This window comes from Streptomyces sp. NPDC055749, assembly GCF_053617235.1.
Window position 1 is genome coordinate 99891 of sequence record NZ_JBSHFH010000003.1, and the last position, 24512, is coordinate 124402.

20 protein-coding genes are annotated in these 24512 nt (G+C 70.4%); 17 read left to right on the plus strand and 3 right to left on the minus strand.

What is annotated here, in order from left to right; all coding sequences use genetic code 11:
- Positions 1-28: 28 nt before the first annotated feature.
- The gene (locus ACWGO0_RS03375) at positions 29-985 is read right to left on the minus strand and encodes an aldo/keto reductase (protein WP_453527552.1); all 957 of its coding nucleotides are present in this window, start codon (positions 983-985) and stop codon (positions 29-31) included.
- A gap of 160 nt (positions 986-1145) precedes the next feature.
- On the opposite strand from ACWGO0_RS03375, the gene ACWGO0_RS03380 reads away from it, so the two are divergent.
- From ACWGO0_RS03380 to serA, 6 genes are all read left to right on the plus strand, one after another.
- Entirely contained in the window at positions 1146-2096 is a 951-nt protein-coding gene (locus ACWGO0_RS03380; RefSeq protein ID WP_453527250.1) for a 2-hydroxyacid dehydrogenase, read from the plus strand.
- 326 nt (positions 2097-2422) lie between these two features.
- Positions 2423-5260 carry a putative bifunctional diguanylate cyclase/phosphodiesterase gene (locus tag ACWGO0_RS03385; protein ID WP_453527253.1) on the plus strand — a complete coding sequence of 946 codons (2838 nt, stop codon included), beginning with the start codon at positions 2423-2425 and terminating at the stop codon, positions 5258-5260.
- A gap of 206 nt (positions 5261-5466) precedes the next feature.
- Complete coding sequence (locus ACWGO0_RS03390; RefSeq protein WP_453527256.1) at positions 5467-7320, plus strand: acetolactate synthase large subunit; 1854 nt, start codon at positions 5467-5469, stop codon at positions 7318-7320.
- 22 nt (positions 7321-7342) lie between these two features.
- The gene (ilvN, locus tag ACWGO0_RS03395; protein WP_383782881.1) at positions 7343-7870 is read left to right on the plus strand and encodes an acetolactate synthase small subunit; all 528 of its coding nucleotides are present in this window, start codon (positions 7343-7345) and stop codon (positions 7868-7870) included.
- Positions 7871-7983: 113 nt separating this feature from the next.
- Positions 7984-8985, plus strand: a complete 1002-nt coding sequence (ilvC, locus tag ACWGO0_RS03400; protein ID WP_453527260.1) for a ketol-acid reductoisomerase — start codon at positions 7984-7986, stop codon at positions 8983-8985.
- A 300-nt stretch (positions 8986-9285) separates the two neighbouring features.
- The gene (gene serA, locus ACWGO0_RS03405; protein ID WP_453527263.1) at positions 9286-10878 is read left to right on the plus strand and encodes a phosphoglycerate dehydrogenase; all 1593 of its coding nucleotides are present in this window, start codon (positions 9286-9288) and stop codon (positions 10876-10878) included.
- A 78-nt stretch (positions 10879-10956) separates the two neighbouring features.
- On the opposite strand, the gene ACWGO0_RS03410 is transcribed toward serA, so the two are convergent.
- A complete protein-coding gene (locus ACWGO0_RS03410; protein ID WP_453527555.1) occupies positions 10957-11139 on the minus strand; it encodes a helix-turn-helix domain-containing protein in 183 nt (60 codons plus the stop codon).
- 41 nt (positions 11140-11180) lie between these two features.
- On the opposite strand from ACWGO0_RS03410, the gene ACWGO0_RS03415 reads away from it, so the two are divergent.
- The 6 genes from ACWGO0_RS03415 to ACWGO0_RS03440 all read left to right on the plus strand — a co-directional run bounded on the left by ACWGO0_RS03415 (position 11181) and on the right by ACWGO0_RS03440 (position 18194).
- On the plus strand, positions 11181-12029 hold the full coding sequence (locus ACWGO0_RS03415; protein WP_453527266.1) for a M4 family metallopeptidase: 849 nt from the start codon (positions 11181-11183) through the stop codon (positions 12027-12029).
- Positions 12030-12197: 168 nt separating this feature from the next.
- Positions 12198-13826, plus strand: coding sequence for an IS200/IS605 family accessory protein TnpB-related protein (locus ACWGO0_RS03420; protein WP_453527269.1), 1629 nt, complete (start codon positions 12198-12200; stop codon positions 13824-13826).
- Between the two features lie 48 nt (positions 13827-13874).
- A complete protein-coding gene (locus ACWGO0_RS03425) occupies positions 13875-14174 on the plus strand; it encodes a hypothetical protein (protein ID WP_453527272.1) in 300 nt (99 codons plus the stop codon).
- 195 nt (positions 14175-14369) lie between these two features.
- Positions 14370-16877 (plus strand): Tox-REase-5 domain-containing protein, encoded by a 2508-nt coding sequence (locus ACWGO0_RS03430; protein WP_453527275.1) that lies wholly within the window; start codon positions 14370-14372, stop codon positions 16875-16877.
- 94 nt (positions 16878-16971) lie between these two features.
- Positions 16972-17673, plus strand: a complete 702-nt coding sequence (locus ACWGO0_RS03435; RefSeq protein ID WP_453527278.1) for an Imm52 family immunity protein — start codon at positions 16972-16974, stop codon at positions 17671-17673.
- Positions 17670-18194 (plus strand): hypothetical protein, encoded by a 525-nt coding sequence (locus ACWGO0_RS03440; protein WP_453527280.1) that lies wholly within the window; start codon positions 17670-17672, stop codon positions 18192-18194. Before ACWGO0_RS03435 ends, ACWGO0_RS03440 begins: the two co-directional genes overlap by 4 nt.
- Positions 18195-18200: 6 nt before the next feature.
- On the opposite strand, the gene ACWGO0_RS03445 is transcribed toward ACWGO0_RS03440, so the two are convergent.
- Entirely contained in the window at positions 18201-19388 is a 1188-nt protein-coding gene (locus ACWGO0_RS03445; protein WP_453527283.1) for a PucR family transcriptional regulator, read from the minus strand.
- A 179-nt stretch (positions 19389-19567) separates the two neighbouring features.
- Between ACWGO0_RS03445 and ACWGO0_RS03450 the strand changes: the two genes are divergently transcribed.
- The 5 genes from ACWGO0_RS03450 to ACWGO0_RS03470 all read left to right on the plus strand — a co-directional run bounded on the left by ACWGO0_RS03450 (position 19568) and on the right by ACWGO0_RS03470 (position 24465).
- Positions 19568-20494: a proline dehydrogenase family protein gene (locus ACWGO0_RS03450; RefSeq protein ID WP_453527285.1), complete on the plus strand. Its 927-nt coding sequence runs from the start codon at positions 19568-19570 to the stop codon at positions 20492-20494.
- Between the two features lie 49 nt (positions 20495-20543).
- Complete coding sequence (pruA, locus tag ACWGO0_RS03455) at positions 20544-22175, plus strand: L-glutamate gamma-semialdehyde dehydrogenase (RefSeq protein ID WP_453527288.1); 1632 nt, start codon at positions 20544-20546, stop codon at positions 22173-22175.
- 208 nt (positions 22176-22383) lie between these two features.
- Complete coding sequence (locus tag ACWGO0_RS03460) at positions 22384-23445, plus strand: S1 family peptidase (protein ID WP_453527290.1); 1062 nt, start codon at positions 22384-22386, stop codon at positions 23443-23445.
- A 75-nt stretch (positions 23446-23520) separates the two neighbouring features.
- Positions 23521-24057, plus strand: a complete 537-nt coding sequence (locus ACWGO0_RS03465; protein ID WP_453527293.1) for a GNAT family N-acetyltransferase — start codon at positions 23521-23523, stop codon at positions 24055-24057.
- A gap of 279 nt (positions 24058-24336) precedes the next feature.
- A complete protein-coding gene (locus ACWGO0_RS03470) occupies positions 24337-24465 on the plus strand; it encodes a hypothetical protein (RefSeq protein WP_453527296.1) in 129 nt (42 codons plus the stop codon).
- Positions 24466-24512 lie beyond the last annotated feature (47 nt).

Genomic DNA, 24512 nt, shown 5'->3' on the forward strand with positions numbered 1-24512 from the left:
GATCTCCGCCAATTCTCTCGCGGCACCCTCAGTCCCACGACCCGCGCGCCCGCGGCAGCCCGGCGATCTCCGCCAGATCGGCGTCGTCGAGCTCCAACCGCGCAGCGCCCACGTTCTCCACGGCCCACCGCTCCCGCTTCGCGCCCGGCACGGGCACCACGTGCGGCCCCTGCCGCAGCACCCACGCCAGCGCCACCTGCGCCGGAGTGGCGCCATGGCGCTCCGCGATCCGCCGGAGCCCGGAGACCACCGGCTGGTTCGCGGCCATCATCTCGGCCGTGAACCTCGGGTGCCTGGCCCGCGCGTCGTCCGGCTCGAAACCCTGCCCCGGCGTCAGCGTTCCCGTGAGATAGCCGTTCCCGAGCGGCATCGCGGCCAGCAGCCCCACACCGCGCGCCGTGCACCACGGCAGGAGCGCCTCCAGCGCCTCAGGTGACCACACGGAGAGCTCGGCCTGCACCGCACTGACGGGAAAGACCTGCTGTACGCGCTCCAGCTGGCGGATCGTTCCGTCGTGCAGACGCGAGCCGGGCCTGCGTGACGCGCGCGCCCCCACCGCGCACAGCCCCAGCGCGCGCACCTTCCCCGCGCTCACCAGGTCCGCCATCGCCCCCCAGGTCTCCTCGACCGGCACCTCGGGGTCGGCGCGGTGCAGCTGGTACAGGTCGATCACATCGGTCTGCAGCCGCCGCAGCGAGGCGTCGCAGGCCCGCCGCACATAGCCCGGACGCCCATTGGCGACGATGTGCTGATCGCCCACCAGCAGACCGCACTTGGTGGAGAGGAAGGCTTCGCCCCGGCGCCCCTTGAGGGCCCGGCCCACGAGCAGTTCGTTCGTGAAGGGGCCGTACATGTCCGCCGTGTCGAGCAGTTGGACGCCCGCGTCGAGCGCCGTGTGCACCGTCCGCAGCGAGCGGTCGCCGCGCTGCTGCGACGAGCTGTACGCCCAGCTCATCGGCATACAGCCCAGCCCGACCGCTCCCACGGCGAGCGCCGCCGCACCGATAGTCCTGCGCTCCAACTCCCCGAACCCTCCCTCGGTCCCGCGGTCACGGGACCACACCGCACCCAAACGTAACCTCTGCCCCCACGGAGCCGCCGAGCAGCCCGACCTCATCCGGAGAGAAGGCCTTAGCCTCCTGAGCATGACTTCGAAGACCACTACCGACGTATGGCTGCCGATTCCGGCCGATGAGATCGACGGGCTCCCCGAGGGGCTGAACTACCTCTTCTGGGACGGCGGCAAGGACTACCCCGCCGACCCCGCGGGCTGCGCCTTCTACGTCGTTCCCTACATGAAGGGCCCGCGGATCGCGACCCGTCCGCTCGACGCCATGCGTTCGGTACGGGTCGTGCAGACGCTCTCCGCGGGCATCGACCACGTGGAGCCCGGCCTCGGCCTGCTCCCCTCCGGCGTACGGCTCTGCAACGCCAAGGGGGTGCACGAGGCGTCCACCGCCGAGCTGGCCCTCGCCCTGATCCTCGCCTCGCTGCGTGGATTCCCCGGTTTCGTGCACGGCCAGGACAAGGAGGAGTGGCGGGCCGGCTTCTACCCCGCGCTCGCCGACAAGTCGGTGCTCATCGTGGGCTACGGATCGATCGGTTCGGCCATCGAGGACCGGCTCGAACCCTTCGAGTGCGCGCGGGTGGCGCGCGTCGCGCGCTCCGCCCGGACGACCGCGCGCGGTCCCGTACACGCGCTCGACGACCTGCCCGCGCTGCTGCCCGAGGCCGACATCGTCATTCTGTCCACCCCGCTGAACGCGTCCACACAAGGGCTGGTGGGAACGGAGTTCCTCAAGGCGATGCGGGACGGTGCGCTCCTCGTCAACGTCGCCAGGGGGCAAGTGGTGGACACCCAGGCCCTGTTGTCCGAACTCGAGTGCGGCCGGCTGCGTGCCGCACTCGACGTCACCGACCCGGAACCCCTGCCGGCCGGCCATCCCCTCTGGCATGCTCCCCATGTCCTGATCACTCCTCATGTGGGCGGCAGCACCTCGGCGTTCCTGCCCAGGGCCAAGCGTCTGCTGGCAGGGCAGCTCACCCGCTTCGCCGCGGACGAGCCGGTGCGGAACGTCGTACTCACCACCGGCTGAACACGCTCCGGAGTACGTTCATCGCAGCGGGTTCCCGCAACACCGCAGGTCGTTACGGAGAGTAGAGGAAGTATGTCCCTGAGTGACGGGTCTGGTGTATCGTCCAGAACGGGGGGCTGCGTCGTGGAAGGGGCGGCGCGGGGGAGGAAGTAGAACGCGAGGGGGCGACGGGCGATGTGCGGCCAATGGAGAGACGATCCGACGCGGCAGGGCGTGCGACGGCGGTCATCGGTACTGACGCCGGACAGCACTCGGCCCCACCCGCGAACACGACGGGCAGCAGGCCGGACACCGGGGGTGCCGGACGCGAACCGGGGAGTTCCGCGGTGACCACGGTCGGAGCCCCGCTCTCCCGGCAGGCGGTCGCGGGCGAGGGCTCGGGGCTGGGTTCCCAGATCGCCCTGGCCGCGGTCTGCGCCGGGTATGCCTTCGGTGCCGCCGTCGGCTGGGGCTCGGCGGAAGTCGCCCTGTTCATGGGTGACTTCGGGCTCAGCATCGCGGCGCTCGTCGCGGCGCTCTCCTGCTTCCTGTACGCGCGGGCCAGCAGCAGCCGACTCCGGCCCGCCTGGCTCCTGTTCTCGCTCTCCTCCCTGATGGCCGCCTGCGGCAACGCGGTGTGGGGGTGGTACGAGGTGGTGCTCGACCTCCCCGTGCCCACCCCGTCCCTCGCCGATCTCTTCTTCCTCTGCTTCGCACCGCCCGCGATCGTCGGACTGCTCGTCCTCGCCAAGCGCCCGGTCACCAGGGCCGGCTGGGTCTGCCTGGCGCTGGACTCCTGGCTGATCGGCGGATCGCTGCTGACGCTCTCCTGGAGCCTCGCCCTCGCCCACACCGCCCACGTCGCCGACCCGGAGGGCGAGAGCGTGGCCAGGGCCGCGCTCTCCCTCGCCTATCCGCTGCTCGACATCGTGCTGGTCTCCATGGTGCTCGCGCTGCACTTCCGGCGCTCCAACGTCAACCGCTCCGCGGTGAACACGGCCATCGCCGCGCTCGCCGTGACCGTCCTGTGCGACACCGTGTTCACCTCGCCGCTGCTCCGCTCGACGTACCACTCCGGCCAACTACTCGACGCGGGCTGGTTCACCGGCTCCCTGCTCCTCGCGTACGCCCCCTGGGGCGCCCGGCGCCGCGATGCCGGGACCGCGCGGCCCGGCTCGACGGCGGTGCGCACCACGAGCCGCCCCATCGCCGGTTCGCTGGCCGCGCTGACGCCCTATCTGGCCGCGGCCGTCTGCACCCTGGGCATCCTGTACAACGTGGTCGAGGGCCGCCGGGTCGACCGGGTGGTGATCTTCACCGGTTGCACCGTCGTCCTCGCGCTGGTCGTCCGGCAGGGCATCATGCTCCTCGACAACATCTCGCTCACCCAGGAGCTGGCGCAGAAGGAGAACCACTTCCGCTCGCTGGTGCAGGGATCGAGCGACGTCATCATGATCGCCGCGCCCACCGGCATACTGCGCTACGTCAGCCCCGCCGCCGCCGGGGTGTACGGGCGCGAGGCGGATGATCTGGTCGGCTCCGAGCTGGCCTCGATCATCCACCCCGAAGACCTCGGCAGGGTGGTCCACGAAGTGCGGCGCTTCCTGGCGGCGCCGCCCCACGAGGAGCCCACCACCCGCATCGAATGCCGCTTCAGGTCCGGCACCGGCGACTGGCTCAACGTGGAGTCCACCGTCAACCGGCACCAGGGCGGTCTGCTCCTCAACAGCCGGGACGTCACCGAGCGGGTCAGACTCCAGGCCCAGTTGCAGCACAACGCCGAGCACGACCCGCTGACCGACCTGCCCAACCGCGCACTGTTCACCGACCGGGTCCGTCAGGCGCTCGGCGGCCGGCGCTCGGGCGACTCGGGCACCGCCGTCCTCTTCATCGATCTCGACGGCTTCAAAGCGGTAAACGACTCCATCGGCCACCAGGCCGGTGACGAACTCCTCGTCCAGGCCGCCCACCGCCTCGCCGACTCCGTGCGGGCCGGGGACACCGCGGCCCGCCTCGGCGGTGACGAGTTCGCCGCGCTCATCGTCGGCGACGGCACCCGCGATCAGGGCGCCCGCGAGTACCAGGTGCACGAGATCGCCGACCGGCTGCGCCTCACGCTCTCCCAGCCGTACCGCATCGGGGCCAGCGAGGTCCGGGTGGCCGCCTCCATCGGCGTCGCGTTCGCGGAGCCCGGCATCACCCCCACCGACCTCATGCGCAACGCGGACCTCGCCATGTACCGCGCCAAGGCGGGCGGCAAGGACCGGGTCGAGCTGTACGCCCCGCAGATGCAGGCCGATGTCGTACGCCGCTCCGAGCTGGCCGCCCGGCTGCGTACGGCCCTGCGGGACGGCGAGTTCGCCCTGCTGCACCAGCCCGTCGTCCATCTCGCCAGCGGCACCGTCGCCGCCGTCGCGGCGCAGGCGCGCTGGCGTTCGGCGCAGGGCATCCTCTTCACCCCCGCCGAATTCCTCCGGGTCTCCGACGACAGCGACCGCACCGCCGAACTCGGCCGCTGGCTCCTGGAGGCGGCCGTCGAGCAGGCCGCCGACCGGGCCAGGGCCGGACACCCGGTCTCCGTGACCGTGCGCCTCTCCGCCGGCCGGCTGCTCGACCGGGCCCTGCCCTTCGGGTCCATCGAGGCGCTCCTGACGCGGCACGGCCTGCCCTCCGGCGCGCTGATGATCGAGGTCGCCGACAGCGACCCGCGGATCTCCTTCGACGACCTGGAACAGCGGCTGGTCGCGCTTCGCCGACTGGGCGTCCGGATCGCGCTCGACGGCTTCGGCAGCGGTTACGCGGCGATCAACGCCCTGCGCCGGCTCCCCATCGACGTCCTGAAGCTGGACCGCGGGCTCGTCGAAGGGGTCGTGGAGTCCGCCAGGCTGCACAAGATCACCAGCGGGCTGCTGCGGATCGCCTGCGATCTCGGCATGCAGTCCGTGGCCGACGGCGTCGACGTACCGGAACAGGTCCTCGCACTCCGCGCCATGGGCTGTACGCACGGCCAGGGGATGGCCTTCTCCGGGCCGCTCGACGAGTACCGGCTGCGCCGCGCCCTGGTCAGGGGCGAGTTCCCCGTACCGGGCAATCCCGCAGCTCAGCCGGTTCTGACGGGTGGCTCGATTCCACTCCTCAGTGGTCTCAGTGGCTCACATTCTGAGACGCCCGTCCCACCCACTTGACACCGTGCGCGTGCCGGAGAGAGGGTCAATGCCATGCGCACCCGAATTCTCGTACTTGGAAAGCGCGTCGGCTGAAGCAGAGTTCCGCAACGACACTCTGCAGACCGCACCGGCGCGCTCCCCTCGCTTGCCTCACGGCACGAGGGGTTTTTTGTTGCACTGGCACTCCCCAAAACCCCGCAAAAACCCTCAGCTTCGAGAAGAGAATGCCGATGACCGAGCAGGCCACCGGGGCCCACCACCCGCAGCCGCGGGCCCGTCACAACGGACCGTCCGCCACCGTCGAGCACGTCACGGGCGCCCAGTCCCTCATCCGTTCTCTCGAGGAAGTCGGGGCCGACACCGTATTCGGTCTCCCCGGCGGCTGCATCCTGCCGGCGTACGACCCGCTGATGGACTCCACCCGGGTGCGCCACATCCTGGTCCGCCACGAGCAGGGTGCCGGTCACGCGGCCACCGGTTACGCACAGGCAACCGGCAAGGTCGGCGTCTGCATGGTCACCTCGGGCCCCGGTGCCACCAACCTGGTCACCCCGATCGCCGACGCGCACATGGACTCCGTGCCGCTCGTCGCGATCACCGGCCAGGTCGCCTCCAAGGCCATCGGTACGGATGCCTTCCAGGAAGCCGACATCTGCGGCATCACGATGCCGATCACCAAGCACAACTTCCTGGTCACCAAGGCCGAGGACATCCCGCACACCATCGCCGAGGCCTTCCACATCGCCTCCACCGGCCGCCCGGGACCCGTCCTCGTCGACATCGCCAAGGACGCGCTGCAGGCGAAGACAACCTTCAGCTGGCCGCCGGCGATGGACCTGCCCGGCTACCGCCCGGTCACCAAGCCGCACGCCAAGCAGATCCGTGAGGCCGCCAAGCTCATCACCCAGGCCAAGCGCCCGGTGCTGTACGTCGGCGGAGGCGTCATCAAGGCAGGGGCCACCGGCGAACTGAAGGTCCTCGCAGAGCTCACCGGAGCGCCCGTCACCACCACACTGATGGCGCTCGGCGCATTCCCCGACAGCCACCCGCTGCACGTGGGAATGCCGGGCATGCACGGTGCGGTCACCGCCGTCACCGCGCTGCAGAAGGCGGACCTGATCGTCGCCCTCGGAGCCCGCTTCGACGACCGCGTCACCGGCAAGCTGGACAGCTTCGCCCCCTTCGCCAAGATCGTCCACGCCGACATCGACCCGGCCGAGATCGGCAAGAACCGCGCCGCCGACGTGCCGATCGTCGGTGACGCCCGCGAGGTCCTGGCCGACCTCGTCCAGGCGGTCCAGGCCGAGCACACCGAGGGCAACACCGGCGACTACGACGCCTGGTGGAAGGACCTCAACCGCTGGCGCGACACCTACCCGCTCGGCTACGACCTGCCGGAGGACGGCAGCCTCTCCCCGCAGCAGGTCATCCAGCGGGTCGGTCAGCTCGCCCCCGAGGGCACGATCTTCGCGGCGGGCGTCGGCCAGCACCAGATGTGGGCCGCCCACTTCATCGACTACGAGAAGCCCGCCACCTGGCTCAACAGCGGCGGCGCCGGAACGATGGGGTACGCGGTCCCGGCCGCCATGGGCGCCAAGGCCGGCATGCCCGACCGTACGGTCTGGGCGATCGACGGCGACGGCTGCTTCCAGATGACCAACCAGGAACTCACCACCTGCGCGCTCAACAACATCCCGATCAAGATCGCGATCATCAACAACGGCGCGCTCGGGATGGTCCGCCAGTGGCAGACCCTCTTCTACAACCAGCGGTACTCCAACACCGTGCTGCACTCCGGCCCCGACTCCGACGGCGCTCCGGCGAAGGGCACCCGCGTGCCGGACTTCGTCAAGCTGTCCGAGGCGATGGGCTGCCACGCGATCCGCTGCGAGGACCCCGCGGACCTGGACAAGGTCATCGCAGAGGCCAACTCCATCAACGACCGCCCCGTCGTGATCGACTTCATCGTCCACGAGGACGCCATGGTGTACCCGATGGTCGCCGCAGGCACCTCCAACGACGAGGTCATGGCCGCCCGCGGTGTCCGCCCCGACTTCGGCGACAACGAAGACGACTGAGAGACAGAGAGAGACCGACTCCATGTCCACCAAGCACACACTCTCCGTCCTGGTCGAGAACAAGCCCGGTGTCCTCGCCCGGATCACGGCTCTGTTCTCCCGGCGCGGTTTCAATATCGACTCACTCGCGGTCGGTACCACCGAGCACCCCGACATCTCCCGCATCACCATCGTCGTGAATGTCGAGGACCTGCCCCTGGAGCAGGTGACCAAGCAGCTCAACAAGCTGGTCAACGTCCTGAAGATCGTCGAACTCGAGCCCGCCGCTGCGATCCAGCGGGAGCTCGTCCTGGTGAAGGTCCGCGCCGACAACGAGACCCGCTCCCAGATCGTCGAGATCGTCTCGCTGTTCCGCGCCAAGACCGTGGACGTCTCCCCCGAGGCCGTCACGATCGAGGCGACCGGAGGAGCCGACAAGCTGGAGGCCATGCTCAAGATGCTGGAGCAGTTCGGCATCAAGGAGCTCGTCCAGTCCGGCACCATCGCCATAGGGCGGGGCTCGCGGTCGATCACCGACCGCTCCCTGCGCGCGCTCGACCGCTCGGCGTAGGAAACGGCGGCCCCGCCGCCGCCGCGCCGCTCGCATGGCGAGACCCGACAACGTATCCGACGCACCCCGCCGTACGGTGGGAAGCAACACCTGCACACCAAGGAGAAGACCCAGTGGCCGAGCTGTTCTACGACGACGATGCCGACCTGTCCATCATCCAGGGCCGCAAGGTCGCGGTCATCGGCTACGGCAGCCAGGGCCACGCCCACGCGCTGTCGCTCCGTGACTCCGGCGTCGACGTCCGCGTCGGTCTGCACGAGGGCTCGAAGTCCAAGGCCAAGGCCGAGGAGCAGGGCCTGCGCGTGGTGACGCCGTCCGAGGCCGCCGCCGAGGCCGACGTCATCATGATCCTCGTCCCGGACCCGATCCAGGCCCAGGTCTACGAGGAGTCCATCAAGGACAACCTCAAGGACGGCGACGCGCTGTTCTTCGGCCACGGTCTGAACATCCGCTTCGGCTTCATCAAGCCGCCGGCCAACGTCGACGTCTGCATGGTCGCCCCGAAGGGCCCGGGTCACCTGGTCCGCCGCCAGTACGAGGAGGGCCGCGGCGTCCCGTGCATCGTGGCCGTCGAGCAGGACGCCACCGGCAAGGGCCTGGCCCTCGCCCTCTCGTACGCGAAGGGCATCGGCGGCACCCGCGCCGGCGTCATCAAGACGACCTTCACCGAGGAGACCGAGACCGACCTGTTCGGTGAGCAGGCCGTCCTCTGCGGTGGCACCGCCGCCCTGGTCAAGGCCGGTTTCGAGACCCTGACCGAGGCCGGCTACCAGCCGGAGATCGCGTACTTCGAGTGCCTCCACGAGCTGAAGCTCATCGTGGACCTCATGTACGAGGGCGGCCTGGAGAAGATGCGCTGGTCCATCTCGGAGACCGCCGAGTGGGGCGACTACGTCACCGGCCCGCGCATCATCACGGCCGACACCAAGGCCGAGATGAAGAAGGTCCTCACCGAGATCCAGGACGGCACCTTCGCCAACGCCTGGATGGCCGAGTACCACAACGGTCTGCCCAAGTACAACGAGTACAAGAAGGCCGACAGCGACCACCTGCTGGAGACCACGGGCCGTGAGCTGCGCAAGCTCATGAGCTGGGTGAACGACGAGGACGCGTAAGTCCTCCGCCGAGGGGGCGGGCCCGTGGGCCCGCCCCCTCGGCACACACCGCCCGTCTCACCGTCCGTGTCACTGCGGGTGGAGGAGGTGCAAGCGGCAGCACCGAACGTGTGTACAAGTCGTCCACCCTCGTGTGGGTGATCCTTCCACCGGGGCGCATTACGTGTCCCGTTGCATGACTACACTTCTCAACACATACACGCGTCAGGGCCCACAGTGTCGTGCGTCTCCACGCGGCTAGCCCCTCCACCGCCTGCGGCCGTCGGGACGGCCGTCCGCACTGGACTTGTGAGGACTCTCGTGAGCTCGAAACCTGTCGTACTCATTGCTGAAGAGCTGTCGCCCGCCACGGTCGACGCTCTGGGTCCGGATTTCGAGATCCGGCACTGCAACGGCGCGGACCGCGCCGAACTTCTCCCCGCCATCGCCGATGTCGACGCCATCCTGGTGCGCTCCGCCACCAAGGTCGACGCCGAGGCCATCGCCGCCGCCAAGAAGCTGCGGGTCGTCGCCCGCGCCGGTGTCGGTCTGGACAACGTCGACGTCTCATCGGCCACCAAGGCCGGCGTGATGGTCGTCAACGCCCCGACCTCCAACATCGTCACCGCCGCCGAGCTCGCCTGCGGCCTGCTCGTCGCCACGGCGCGCAACATCCCCCAGGCCAACACCGCCCTGAAGAACGGCGAGTGGAAGCGCTCCAAGTACACGGGCGTCGAGCTCAGCGAGAAGGTCCTCGGCGTCGTCGGCCTCGGCCGCATCGGTGTCCTCGTCGCGCAGCGCATGTCGGCCTTCGGCATGAAGATCGTCGCGTACGACCCCTACGTGCAGCCGGCCCGTGCCGCGCAGATGGGTGTCAAGCTCCTCACCCTCGACGAGCTGCTGGAGGTCGCCGACTTCATCACGGTGCACCTGCCCAAGACGCCGGAGACCCTCGGTCTGATCGGCCACGACGCGCTGCACAAGGTGAAGCCCTCGGTGCGCATCGTCAACGCCGCCCGCGGTGGCATCGTCGACGAGGAGGCGCTCGCCTCCGCCCTCAAGGAGGGCCGTGTCGCCGGCGCCGGTCTGGACGTGTACACGAAGGAGCCCTGCACGGACTCCCCGCTGTTCCAGTTCGACCAGGTCGTCTGCACCCCGCACCTCGGCGCCTCCACCGACGAGGCCCAGGAGAAGGCGGGCATCGCGGTCGCCAAGTCCGTGCGTCTGGCCCTCGCCGGTGAGCTCGTGCCGGACGCGGTCAACGTCCAGGGCGGCGTCATCGCCGAGGACGTCCGTCCCGGACTGCCGCTCGCCGAGAAGCTCGGCCGGATCTTCACCGCGCTCGCGGGCGAGGTCGCTGCACGCCTCGACGTCGAGGTGTACGGCGAGATCACCCAGCACGACGTGAAGGTGCTCGAACTCTCCGCGCTCAAGGGCGTGTTCGAGGACGTCGTCGACGAGACCGTGAGCTACGTCAACGCCCCGCTCTTCGCGCAGGAGCGCGGTGTCGAGGTGCGCCTCACCACCAGCTCCGAGTCGCCGGACCACCGCAACGTGGTGACCGTCCGCGGCACGCTGTCGAGCGGCGAGGAGGTCGCGGTCTCGGGCACGCTGGCCGGCCCCAAGCACCTCCAGAAGATCGTGGCCATCGGCGACTACGACGTCGACCTGGCGCTCGCCGACCACATGTGCGTACTGCGCTACCAGGACCGTCCGGGCGTCGTGGGCGCGGTCGGCCGCATCCTCGGCGAGGCCGGTCTCAACATCGCGGGGATGCAGGTCTCGCGGGCGGACGTGGGCGGCGAGGCGCTGGTCGTCCTCACGGTCGACGACACCGTCCCGCAGTCGGTGCTCACCGAGATCGCCGACGAGATCGGCGCGGCCTCGGCCCGTTCGGTGAACCTCACCGACTGATTCTCCGCCGCTCGCACACCGTGCCCGGCATATGGACGCCCGTCTCGCACAGGCGTCCGTATGCCGGGTGCGCTGCGTCTACGGGGCGTCGTGAGGCGCGGGACCGGACACCCAGCCCATCTCCCGGGCGTGCCAGCCGAGCTGGAACCGTGTGTCGGCGCCGGCCCGCTCCATCAGCCGTTTGATCCGGCGCTGCACGGTCCGGGCCGACGCGCCCAGCCGCTGAGCGATCGCCTCGTCCGTGAGCCCGCCGAGCATCAGGGAGAGAACGGTCGCGTCGTCGTCGCCGCGAACCTCTTCCCGTGTCCGACACCGCCGAGTTCGGCGCCGCGGCCACTGCCTCGGGTGCCGTCGACACGCACATGAACGCGGGCCGCGTCTTCGACTACTACCAGGGCCTCGGCCGCAACGGCATCGACGGCAACGGCGGCACGATGAAGGCCGTCGTCAACGTCACGCAGAACGGCAAGCCGTACGGCAACGCCTTCTGGGACGGCACCAAGATGGTCTACGGCGGTATGAAGGGCGTGCCCTTCTCCGTCGGGCTCGACGTCGTCGGCCACGAGGTGACGCACGGCATCACCGACCACGCGGGCAACATGCTGTACGTCGAGCAGTCCGGCGCCCTCAACGAAGCGGTCTCCGACTACTTCGGCGAGGCCATGGAGGCCGACGCCGACGGCCTCGCGACGGACAACCCCCTGGCGGGTCTCATCGGTGAGAACCTGTGCAACGACGGCACCGCCCCCGCGGACTGCGCGCTGCGCGACCTCAACGACGGCCGCCGCGCCGACAAGAACTACCTCAACGTCCCGCTGGCGGTCGACAACGGCGGTGTGCACCTCAACTCCAGCATCGTCGGCGGCGTCATGTGGGACATGCGTCAGACGATGGACGAGCACCTCGCCGACGAGATCATCTACACGGCGCTGACCGAGAGGGAAGGTGCCGTTCCTGAACTACGGCTCCTGGCAGACGTACATCGGCGTCTACGACCTCGCCACCGGCACCCTCACCCAGGCGAAGGCCGGCGGCTTCTTCGACGTACCGACGGACTACGTCCACACGGCACGTACGGCTTCGCGGTCAACACCAGCATCTTCCTGGGCTTCCTGGGCTTCCTGGGCTTCCAGGGTGTGAAGGGGTTGTGAGCTGCTGTCGGTTTGCTGAGCTGACGTGAGTTGTGGTGAGGGGGAGTGAGTCAGGTGGGCCGGTCGGTGAGGGTGGGAACGGGAGTTCTGGGGCCGAATGGGTGACCTTGTCGGCTTCGGCTCGTTGGGCTGGGCGACAGGTACTCGGCCTTGGGAGGGGGTGATGTGATGGGTGGTTTGCGAGGGTTGGCGGCGTCCTTCGTGGTGCCCGGGCCTGCTGGTGTGGCGGTTCGGGACCGTCTCAAGCAGCTCACGTCGCAGGACGAGGCGGTGCTGCGTGCGGTCGGTGCGCACCAGAGTGTGCTTGCTTCGCGTGATCTGAAGGTTCGTTGTGCGGATGGTCTGGCGCATGGTGCGGAGACCTGGGCGTCGCGTAAGCGGGAGTTGACGGGGGTGTCGTCGTCGCGGATCGCGGGTGCGATCACCAAGGCCACGCATGATCAGTGGGCGCTCGCGCGGCGTTGTCAGGCGGCGCACATCCAGCAGTTGGAAGCAGGGATCAGGACGCTGCGCCACCGCCTGTCCCTGCCGGTCGGGGAACGCGGAACGAAGCGGGTCGCGGGCGGCTACCGTTCCAAGAGCGAGTGGTTTCGCAAGTCGCGTCGCCTCGCGATGCTGGAACACCGGCACGCCGCCGCTGTCACCGACCGGCAGGCGGGACGGGTTCGGGTGGTACGGGGCGGTAAACGGCTCCTCAACACCCGCCACCACCTCACCCATGCCGAGCTCACCGAAGAGGCGTGGCGGGAGCGCTGGGAGGCGGAGCGCTGGTTCATCGCTGCCGACGGCGAGTCGGGGAAAAGGTTCGGGAACGAGACGATTCGCGTCACCTCGAACGGTGAAGTGTCGCTCAGGCTGCCCGCCCCGCTCGCGCACCTGGCCAACACCAAACACGGCCGCTACGTCCTCGCTTCCACGGTGGCGTTCGCGCACCGGGGTCAGGAGTGGGCCGACCGCGTCACCGCGAACCGGGCTGTCGCCTACCGCATCCACTTCGACACCGGCCGCGACCGCTGGTACCTCACCGCATCCTGGCAACGCCCCGTCGTCCAGACCATCCCGCTCGCCACCGCTCAAGCCCGGGGCATGGTCGGCGTCGATACCAACGCCGACCACTTCGCCGCCTACCACCTCGACCGGCACGGCAACCCGGTCGGCGACCCGCACCGCTTCCCTTACGACCTGTCCGGCACCGCCGATCACCGTGACGCGCAGATCCGCCACGCGATCACCCGCCTGGTCGCCTGGGCCAAGCAGGCCGGTGTCGCCGCGGTCGGCATCGAGGACCTCGACTTCACCACCGAGAAGACCCGGGAGAAGCACGGCCGCAGGAAAAGGTTCCGGCAGCTCATCTCCGGCATCCCGACTGGGAAACTCAAGGCCCGGCTGGTCTCCATGGCCGCCGAACAGGGTCTCGCGATCGTCGCTGTCGACCCCGCCTACACCAGCATGTGGGGTGGTCAGCATTGGCAGAAGCCACTGGTCACCTCGCACCGCAAGATGTCCCGTCATGATGCCGCCGGTATCGCGATCGGACGACGCGCCCTCGGGCACCCGATCCGGCGTCGGACGGCACCGCCCCCACACGACCGGAGTGATCGTGTCGGGCATCGGACCGTCCAGGCCGGACCAGGTACCCGTGTGCGTGACGGAAACCGCCCACCCGCAACGGACCACGCCCCAGGAGGCGTGCAGCCGAGCGGGAAGCGAAAGCGGGGACCGAGTGCATCCAAAACCGTTCGGGATGCGCCCAGTGCCGGGACGTGGGTCAAAGACTCACTCCTGCTCACTGGTTAGGAACGGTACGACCTCTCCGACCCGGCGAACACCAAGAAGCAGTTCAGTGTGAGCCTGAGGGGCGGCTTCGGCGACTACGTCCAGCTCGCCGTCAACGACACGTCGCTGGTCCGTTCGGACTCCTTCGCGATGTCCTGGGGCGGCCCCTCCAACCTGCCCAAGCTGGAGATCGCACCCCTCGCCGACATCGTCGACGACGGCAAGGCGGCCTGGAAGCGCGTCTCCTGCGGCGACGGCGCCCAGCTCTACCCGAGCCTGGACGACGACACCGACCGCGTCCTGTGGAGCGAGACCCGCGGTACGACGGACGTCGTGACCCGCGCCTCGGCGGCGGGCACCTGCGCGTGACATAACCACCGCTCCATGACCGGCCGGGCCGGGTCCGTCTCCGTGACGGGCCCGGCCCGCAGCCTCGACCCGGATGTCCGGATCCGGCTGTCTGGGCCCGGTGTTGGGCCCTGGGGCCCACGACGCCACGGGGTGCACGGCCCTAGCGTGAGACATCCTCATTTCGCTCACTGGCTGTACTGGTTGGGGTCACGCATGTCTGCGATCGGTGGCATACCCGTACCTGGTGGTGCCGTTCCCGCACCAGGGCCGGGACGGCGGGAGATCCCGCGCGCGCTGGGCGCGGCGCGCCTGCTGGTCCACGTCCTGTTCGCCGCGACTCTGCTGGGCGGATTCGGTCTGCTCGGCTCGGCGCTGGCCGCGGACGCTCTGGACGCCAGGCTGATCGGCATCCTGCTGTACGGGGCCGTGCCCGGAGTGGCCGGCTGGTTGCTGGCGCGGCGCGCCTGGACCGGTGGCATACGCGTGTGGTGGGGCCTGACCGCCGTACAGGTGTGGCTGCTCATCGGCGGCGTGGGCAATATCGGCGACGGCTCGGCGCACGGTTTCACCGAGCTGTTCCTGCCGACGCTGATCCTTGTCTTCCTCACCCGGCCGCAGAGCCGTGAGTGGTTCCGCCTGACGGTGCGTGAGCGCGAGGACAAGCCGGAGTTCTCGCTGCCGCACATGATCACCTGGCGGCGGGACCGCGGGCAGTCGACGATCGAGTACGTCGGTCTCGTCATGCTGGTCGCCGCGATCGTGGTGGCGCTGCTGGTCACGGGTGTCGGCGGCAGTGTGGCGGACGGCTTCCGGTCGGCGATCTGCCAGGTCACGGGCACGGCGTGCCCGGCGGGCGACGACGGCACAGGCACGGTGGAGGCGGGCCGGGGGCAGGACGGCGGCGTCACGGGCGGCGCGGACGAGGGCTCGACCGTGACGGGCGGCACGGGTTCCGGGGCGGGTGGCGCGGGTTCCGGAGCGGGTGGCGCGGACGGTGGGTCGACCGGGACCGGCGGCGCGGACGGCGGCGCTTCCGGGGCAGGGGGTGCCTCGGGGACGGGTGGAGCCGACGGCGGATCCACGGGCGCCGGCGGGTCGACCGGCAGCGGTGGTGAGGATGGTGGTTCCACCGGCAGCGGTGGTGCGGATGGTGGTTCCACCGGCACCGGCGGGGCCGACGGAGGCGGCGACACGGCAGGCGGCCCCGACGGCGCCGGGGACGACACCTACCCCGAGACCAGCGGCGAGCCCGAAGAGGCGTACGACGTCCCCGCGTCGGACACGGAGGGCGAAGGCGACGACGGGGAGGACAAGGCCGAGGAGGAGGAGGACTGCGGGGGCTGGGGCTTCGTCGGCTGCGCCTGGGACCGTACGACCCAGGTCGTCAAGGGCGTGTTCGTCGACGGTATCTGGGGCGACGTCAGCGGCATCATCGACCTCTTCAAGCCCGAGACCTGGTCCGGAATCGTCGACTACGGCAGCCAGCTCGGCGACCAGTGGGTGAAGGACTCCAAGGGCGCCGCCGACAAGTGGAAGGACGGCGACTACTTCGGCGCGATCGGTGACTGGGGCAAGGCCTCGGTCAACACCGTGGTCAAGGTCGGCGACGACGTGTTCGTCGGTGACGAGGTGCGCGAGCGCTGGAACAACGGGGAGAAGACCCGGGCCGTCACCGACGTCATCTGGAACGTCGGGTCCCTCTTCATCCCCGGCTACAACGTCGCGAAGGTCACCGGGAAGGTCGGCAAACTCGGCAAGATCGGCAGGACCGCCGATGACGTGGCCGACGCCGCCGGTGACGCGGGCGACGCGGCGCGCCGGGCCCGCAAGGCCGCCGAGGCCGGGGACGTCGACGGGGTCCGGAAGGCGGCGAAGGAGGCCGACGAGGCGGCGGATGAGGCCGAGGACGCGGCCCGTAAGACCGGCTGCACCATCGCCTTCGGGCCACGGGTGCGTTACGGCTCCGGCCCCGGAGGCGTAGCCGGATCCGGCACCGGCGTACTGGCATCGGGGCCGCGGGACCGGGTGATCCTCGCCGACGACGGCTGCGACGAAGCGGCCAAGGCCAAGGCGAAGGAGGCCCGCGAGCAGGAACGGGCCGCCCATCTGGAGCAGAAGCGGGCCGAGGAGCCCGAGCGTGCGCGCCAGGCCGAACTGGACAGGAAGCAGTACCCCGAGCCGCAGCGCAACGACACCTCCGACCCGCGCAACTACAACCCGCCGGCCTGGGCCGACGACCTCGACACCCCCACACTCGGCGACGCCGACCTGGGTGACGGCTACTGGGCGAGCCGCTACCGCAACCCCCCGCCCAACTGGAAGAACGAGTCCTGGCTCCGCTACCAGGAGCAGATCACCGGCACGAACCGCGGCAGCGAGTACGTCGTACCGCACCCCAAGGAGGGTGTGGACGCCGTGGAGTACGACGGCTGGGACTCGAGCAGGCAGACGTTCCTCGAGGCCAAGAACGGCTACGAGAGCTACCTGTCCAAGTCCGAACCGGGCAAGCTCACGGAGTCGGGCAAGCAGAAGTTCCTCGACGAGGCGCAGCGCCAGGTCGACGCGTCGGGCGGCCGTGCCATCGAATGGCACTTCTCCAACCCGGACGTGGCCGCGGCGGCGCGCAAGGCATTCCGGGACGCGCGCTTGAACATCAAGGTCATCCCCACCGCGCCCAACAAGGTGGGCGGCGAGCGCAAACCCGAGGCGTTCGACGAGTAGAGCCCGGCCTGCTCCGAACGAGAGGCCCTAGGCTGGCACCGGCTGGACCTGATGACGAGTGCGACGAGAGCGGCGCGAGCTACGGAGGCGGGAAATGCAGCGTGTGGTGCGGGGATCCTGGGGTCCCAGGGAGGAGTCCGCGGAGGCGCTCGCCCGGCGCTGGAAGCAGACGCTCGACCGGGTCGCCGGGCTGCTCCCGGCGGCCTGCGCCGGGACCTGGCGGAACGTTCACGGTTCCGGGCCCGCCACCGTCCTGCGGCCCGACGAGGACGCCCTGCTCGCCGCCGTACGCGCGGCGCAGACGGCGGACGGCTGGTCGGACCGTACGGGAAGCAGTCTGCGGTTCGTCGCCGAGGGGGAGCCGGGGTGGAAGGCCGACGTCAGCGGGCGCGCGGGCGGTACCTCGGAGTTCCTGCTCCAGACGGTCGTGATCGGCATCGACGCGCCGGACGGCGCGGACGTCCCCGACGCCGCACTCCTCACCGCCGTTGCCGAGGTGTGGGAGGCGGACTTCGGTGATGTGAGCGACGACGACGTCCTCGACGCCCTGGAGGACGACGGCGGCTTCGCCCCCGACGAGCCGTCCGTCGGCTGGATCGGCTACCTCTCGTCGGCCCGCGCCGCCCTGCTGCCGGACGACATCACGGCCGCCCGCAAGGAAGTGGGCTCGCAGGGAGTGCTCCTGGACATCGCGGCTCCCGGTGACGCCGCGACGGTGCTCCGGGCGAACCTGCGGCTGCGCGAGGCCGGTGCGCTCCAGCCGCTGCCGCGCCCGATGGACCGGGCCGCGCTGTGAGCGCCAGGGCGGGGGAGACGTTCGACACCGCACGGGCCGTCGCCGACGTGGACGCGCTGCTCGCCTCGCCAGTCCCGGCCGCCGGCCCGACCGTCGCCGAGGGCGAGCCGGCCACGGGGGAGTGGACCGCCACCGGCGGCGAGGGATTCCGGATCGTCCCGCTGTGGGAGGGCGACCCGCTCACCGGGGTGTACGAGCCCGAGTGGAACGAGGCGATGGAGGCCGCCGACGGTCACCTCGCCACTCTCGTACGGGAGTTGGATGCCCGCTGGGGTGCGCACCGCCGGGTGGCCATGCATGTGCCGCTGTTCCGGAAGCAGCGGGGAGAGCCCATGCCGCCGCTGTTCGAGGCGCTGCTGGCGGAGGACTGCTACGGAGATCTGACGGTGTGGGGGCCGGTGGGCGCGGGACAGCGCTGGGTCGCGGTGAGCGCCGGGCACAGCGACGGCGACGCGCCCGTGGTCATGGTGGCCGCCGTCAGCGACCGGCCGGTCGTAGAGCTGCCGGAGGAAGAAAGCTAGGGCCTGTCACAGCCGCGCCGCTTTCAGCGCCATGTGCAGCAGCAGCCGGTCCTCGCCGTCGTTCAGATCGAGCCCCGTGAGCTGGTGGACGCGGGTGAGCCGGTAGTAGAGCGTCTGGCGGTGGATGCCGAGCTCGGCGGCGGTCCGGCCGGCCTGGCCCGCGCAGTCGAGGAACACCTCGGCGGTGCGGGCGAGTTCGGTGTGCGGCGGGGTCAGCAGCGTACGCACCGCATGGTCCGGGGCGGTGTCCGCGGACCGGGGGAGTGAGGTCAGCAGGCGGTACGGGCCGATGGCCCGCCAGTCCGCGACCCTGCCGAAGCGGGTCTCGGCCGTGGCCGCGCGGGCCGCCGACACCGCCTCGTGCCAGGAGACGGCCAGCTCCGCCAGGCCCCGGCGCGGGACGGCGATCCCAGCGGTGGCGGCCGGACCCGCCGCGGCGCGCAGCCGGTCCGCGGCCGTCGTCGCGGGGTCCAGGACGTCGGACGAGCGCAGTCTGACCAGCGCGGCCAGTGACACGGTGCCCGCCCCGGGCGGGGGCTCGGCGCCCGACGGGGCGGCCGCCGCCGTGCCCGGGTACGCGACCGTGGACAGGGCCGCCGCCGACGCCACCGTGCGTACCGAGGGGGAGTCGTCGGCCCAGGGGCTCACGCACACCACGGTGTGCAGACCGTCCGCGTCCGGGCCCAGCGCCTCGCGCAGTGCGGCAACGGCCATATCGCGCTGCCAGCCGCGCCCCGCCGTGAGGACCGCGCCGAACTCCCGGGACAGGTCGGTGCCCGCCCGTGCCTCGTCGGAGAGCAGTGCCCCGATCCGCGACGCCACGTCCATCGCCGCCGTCAGCTGGTCGTCGGTCGGGCCGGGGTCCGCGTCGAGCAGCCACACGTAACCGAGCGCGACACCCCGATGGCGTACCGGAAGGCAGATCCGGCCCCGGAACACACCGGCCTCGGGGGCGGCCGGAATCCGGACCGGGCCGGTGGCCCGGGTGATGCCGAAGCCCTCGAACCAGGCCCGGACCGCGGGTGTGGAGCGGCGGGTCAGGATCGACCGGGTGCGGACCGGGTCCATCGCCGTGTCGTCGTCGCTGTCGTGGGCTCCGAAAGCGACCAGGCCGAAATCCCGGTTCTCCAGGGTCGCCGGGGCGCCGAGCAGCGCGGAGATCTCGTCGACCAGCTCCTGGTAATCGCCTTTCACGCGCCCATTCTCGCACCCCTTCAGACAAATGTCTGAGGTGGCGGCAACAGATGCGTGACAGCTGTCGATGGCACAGGATCGGAGAGATCCTTAGATTTCACGGTGGTTCTCCGTGCTGTACCGGTCCGTGTCACTTCGTACCCCTACAGCCTCGTTCGTTCATCCCGTGGAGGTGCCCCGTGCTGGGTCCCGTGATTCTCGCCGCGTCCCGCAGCGACAAGATGCGTCGTTTTATCTCGGCAGCGCCGGGCACCAAGCAGGTCGTCGACCGGTTCATCGCCGGTGAGACCGTCGAGCAGGTCGTCCCGATCGTCAAGGACGCCACCGGCAAGGGCCTGGAGGTCACCCTCGACGTCGTGGGCGAGGACATCACCACGCCCGAGCAGGCCGCCGCCGCGCGCGACGCCTACCTGGAGCTGATCGGCCGCCTCAAGGACCTGGGCCTCGGCACGAAGGCCGAGATGTCCGTCAAGCTCTCGATGTTCGGCCAGGCGCTGGACGACGGCCACGAGCTGGCCCTCGCCAATGTGCGCCCCGTCGTCGAGGCCGCCGCCGCGATCGGCACCACGGTCACGCTGGACGCCGAGGACCACACCACCCTCGACTCGATGTTCGCCATCCACGAGGAGCTGCGGAAGGACTACCCGCAGACCGGCTGTGTGATCCAGGCGTACCTGTTCCGCACCGAGGACGACGCCCGCCGCCTGGCCGCCGCCGGCAGCCGCGTCCGCATCGTGAAGGGCGCCTACAAGGAGCCCGCCTCCGTCGCGTACCTGGACAAGGCCGAGATCGACAAGGCGTTCGTCCGCATCATCAAGATCCTGATGGACGGCGAGGGCTACCCGATGATCGGGTCCCACGACCCCCGCCTCATCGCCATCACCCAGGAGCTCGCCCGCAAGGCCGGGCGCAAACTGGACGAGTACGAGTTCCAGATGCTGTACGGCATCCGCAGCGACGAGCAGATCCGGCTCGCGGCCGAGGGCCACCGCATGCGCGTCTACACGGCGTACGGCACCGACTGGTACGGCTACTTCATGCGCCGCCTCGCGGAGAAGCCGGCCAACCTCCTGTTCTTCGGCCGTTCCATCCTCACCAAGGGCTGACCTGCCCGGCTGACCCACACCCCCTCTTACCCAAGGAGACAAGGCACTCATGGACGCTGTTACCCAGGTCCCCGCGCCGGTCAACGAGCCGGTCCGTTCCTACGCCCCCGGTTCCCCCGAGCGCGCCCGCCTCGAAGTGAAGCTCAAGGAGCTCGCCGAGAACCCGATCGACCTGCCGATGACCATCGGCGGGGAGAAGCGGATGGGTGGCGGCGAGCGCTTCGACGTCGTGCAGCCGCACAACCACCAGCGCGTCATCGGCACCTTCGCCGGCGCCACGCAGCAGGACGCCCAGGACGCGATCGACGCCGCCCTCGCCGCGGCCCCGGCGTGGCGCGCGATGGCCTTCGACGACCGCGCCGCGATCATCCTGCGCGCCGCCGAGCTGCTCTCCGGCCCCTGGCGCGAGACGCTGGCCGCCTCCACGATGCTCGGCCAGTCCAAGACCGCGCAGCAGGCCGAGATCGACACCCCCTGTGAGCTCGTCGACTTCTGGCGCTTCAACGTGCACTACGCGCGCCAGATCCTCGCCGAGCAGCCCCCGGCGAACTCGCCCGGCGTGTGGAACCGCATGGACCACCGCCCGCTCGAGGGCTTCGTCTACGCGATCACGCCGTTCAACTTCACGGCCATCGCGGGCAACCTGCCCACCGCCCCCGCCCTCATGGGCAACGTGGTGGTCTGGAAGCCGTCCCCCACGCAGACCCACGCCGCCGTGCTGCTCATGCAGCTTCTGGAGGAGGCCGGTCTGCCGAAGGGCGTCATCAACCTGGTGACCGGTGACGGCATCGCCGTCTCCGAGGTGGCGCTGAACCACCGCGACCTGGCCGGTATCCACTTCACCGGTTCGACCCCGACCTTCCAGCACCTGTGGAAGACCGTCGGCAACAACATCGCCAACTACCGGACGTACCCGCGTCTGGTCGGCGAGACCGGCGGCAAGGACTTCGTCGTCGCCCACCCGAGCGCCGACCCGGCCATCCTGAAGACCGCGCTGACCCGTGGCTCCTTCGAGTACCAGGGCCAGAAGTGCTCGGCGTCCTCGCGGGCGTACGTGCCGGCCTCCATCTGGAACTCAGGTTTCAAGGAGTCCTTCGCGGCCGAGGTCGACGGCATCACCATGGGTGACGTCACCGACCTGACGAACTTCATCGGCGCCGTGATCGACGAGCGTTCCTTCGCGAAGAACAAGGCCGCGATCGACCGCGCCAAGGCCGACCCGACCTGCACGATCGTCGCGGGCGGTACGTACGACGACTCGGTCGGCTACTTCGTCCGCCCGACCGTCATCGCCTGCACCGACCCGGAGAACGAGGTCTTCACGACCGAGTACTTCGGCCCGATCCTCGCGATCCACGTGTACGAGGACGAGAACTACGACGCCATGCTGGAGCAGATGGAGTCGGCCTCCGACTACGCGCTGACCGGTGCGGTCATCTCCGGCGACCGCGCCGCCGCGGCCCGCACGATGGAGAAGCTGCGGTACGCCGCGGGCAACTTCTACATCAACGACAAGTCGACCGGCGCCGTCGTCGGCCAGCAGCCCTTCGGTGGCGGCCGTGCCTCGGGTACGAACGACAAGGCCGGTGCGCCGCAGAACCTGCAGCGCTGGACGCTGACCCGCGCCATCAAGGAGACGCTGGTCCCGCCGACCGACTACATCTACCCCCACCAGGGCTGATCCACCCGGGGCGCCGCAACACCGGCGCCCCCCACAAGTCCCGCCCCCCGCCCGGCCCCCCAGCCGGCCGGGGGGCGGTTTCCATGTGCGCCCGGCCCTCCGCGCCGACCGCTTCCGGCCACGCGCCCTTGCGGTCTAGGTAATGTGCATGTCAAATTCCTTGCTCGGTACGTACGTCCCCACACGTCACCCGAGAAGGAGCTCCCCCATGAGACGCACCCTTCCTGCGCGCATCGGCGTTTCCCTGCTGCTCGTCGGCGCGACCCTCGGCCTCGGCGCGACCTCCGCCGGGGCCGAAGCCGTTCCCGCCGCGAGCGCCACCCCCGCCCCGGCCGCCTACGCCCTGGACGCCACGCTCGAACGGCAGCTCGGCGCGGAGAGCGCCGGCAGCTACCTCGACGCGAAGACCGGCGGCCTCGTCGTCACCGTCACCAGCGACCGCGCCGCGGACCGGGCCCGTGCCGCCGGGGCCACCGTGCGCCGGGTCACGCGCAGCGCGGCGGAGCTCGGCGCCGCGATGGACGCCCTGGAGGCCGGTGCGAAGATCACCGGCACCTCGTGGGGCATCGACCCGCGGACCAACCAGGTCGCCGTGGAGGCCGACGAGTCGGTCTCCGCACGGGAGATGGCACGTATCAAGGCCGTCGCGAACCGGCTCGACGGAGCCGTACGCATCGCCAGGGTGCCCGGAGTGTTCCACCGCGAGGTCGCGGGCGGCGCAGCCATCTACGGCGGCGGCAGCCGCTGTTCGGCCGCGTTCAACGTCACCAAGGGCGGCGCCCGCTACTTCGTGACCGCCGGCCACTGCACCAACATCTCGGCCAACTGGTCCGCGAGTTCCGGCGGAGCGGTGATCGGCGTCCGGGAGGGCACGAGCTTCCCGACCAACGACTACGGCATCGTCCGGTACACCGACGGCTCCGCGCCCGCCGGGAACGTCACGCTCCACAACGGCAGCTTCCAGGACATCGCATCGGCCGCCGACGCGGTCGTGGGCCAGGCGCTGAAGAAGAGCGGCTCCACCACCAAGGTGACCAGCGGCACCGTCACCGCGGTCAACGTCACCGTCAACTACGGTGACGGGCCCGTCTACAACATGGTCCGCACGACCGCCTGTTCGGCCGGCGGCGACAGCGGCGGCGCCCACTACGCCGGCTCCGTGGCCCTCGGCATCCACTCGGGCAGCTCCGGCTGCACGGGCACGAACGGCTCGGCGATCCACCAGCCGGTCAAGGAGGCCCTGGCCGCGTACGGCGTCACCGTGTACTGACCCGCCCGGTACTTCGTGCCAGGACTGCCCCCTGCCCTCTCCCTGGGCAGGGGGCAGTCCTGGCAGGCTGGGTCCATGACACGGCCGACGGTGCTGCACACCGCCCACACCCACGAGCTGCCCCCGCCCGTCCTCGACGACATCCGGGCGTTCCTGGACGCGGCCTTCGCCGGGGACTTCGGTGACGACGACTGGGACCATACCCTCGGCGGGGTCCACGCGTACGTACGCGACGGCAGTGGGATCCTCGCCCACGGCTCCGTCATCCAGCGCCGGGTTGTCCACGAGGGCCGTTCGTACCGCATCGGGTACGTCGAGGGCGTGGCCGTCCGTCCCGACCGGCGGCGTGAAGGGCTCGGGGGCCGGGTGATGGCCGCGCTGGAGGGCGTCATCGACGGGGCGTACGCCTTCGGGGCGCTGTCCGCGTCCACCGAGGGCGCCTGGCTGTACGAGGCCCGGGGCTGGGAGCTGTGGCGGGGGAGCATCGCCGCGCTGGGGCCTCGGGGGACGGTGCCGCTGCCGGACGAGGAGGGCAGCGCGTACGTACGCGGCGGGCCGGATCCCCGTACCGGGACGCTGTTCTTCGACTGGCGCGACGGCGACGTGCTCTGACTGGGGTGGGCGGTCCTGGGTGGCCGGTCCTGGGTGGCAGGTTTCGAGGCGTCCGTCTCAGATAGTAGGAAGTCCGAGTAATTGTGGAGACAGACCGGCTCCGCTGTCTTAGCTTTGTAGAAGCCGAACGACTCGCTCGATCAAGCGACTGGCGGTTGTGAGCGCGTGCCCCCGAGCAGGCAACCCCTGCGGCACGTTCCCCGCCCCTTCCGGCGCCTCGAAATCCCGATCTCGAATCTCGATCTCGAAATCCTCGCGATCTCAAGGAGTCGATCCACCATGGCCGAGACCACTGTCCGACGCGTCCGCCACGCCCACCGCCCCAGCGAGTCCGAGCGCAAGAACGCCGCCGCCGCGCTTCAGCGCGCCCTCGACCGCAGGGACAACGGCGGCTCCACCGGCCACTGAGGGCCGGCCGGAGCACACCCGGTCCATGACACGCTGTCCGCCATGCG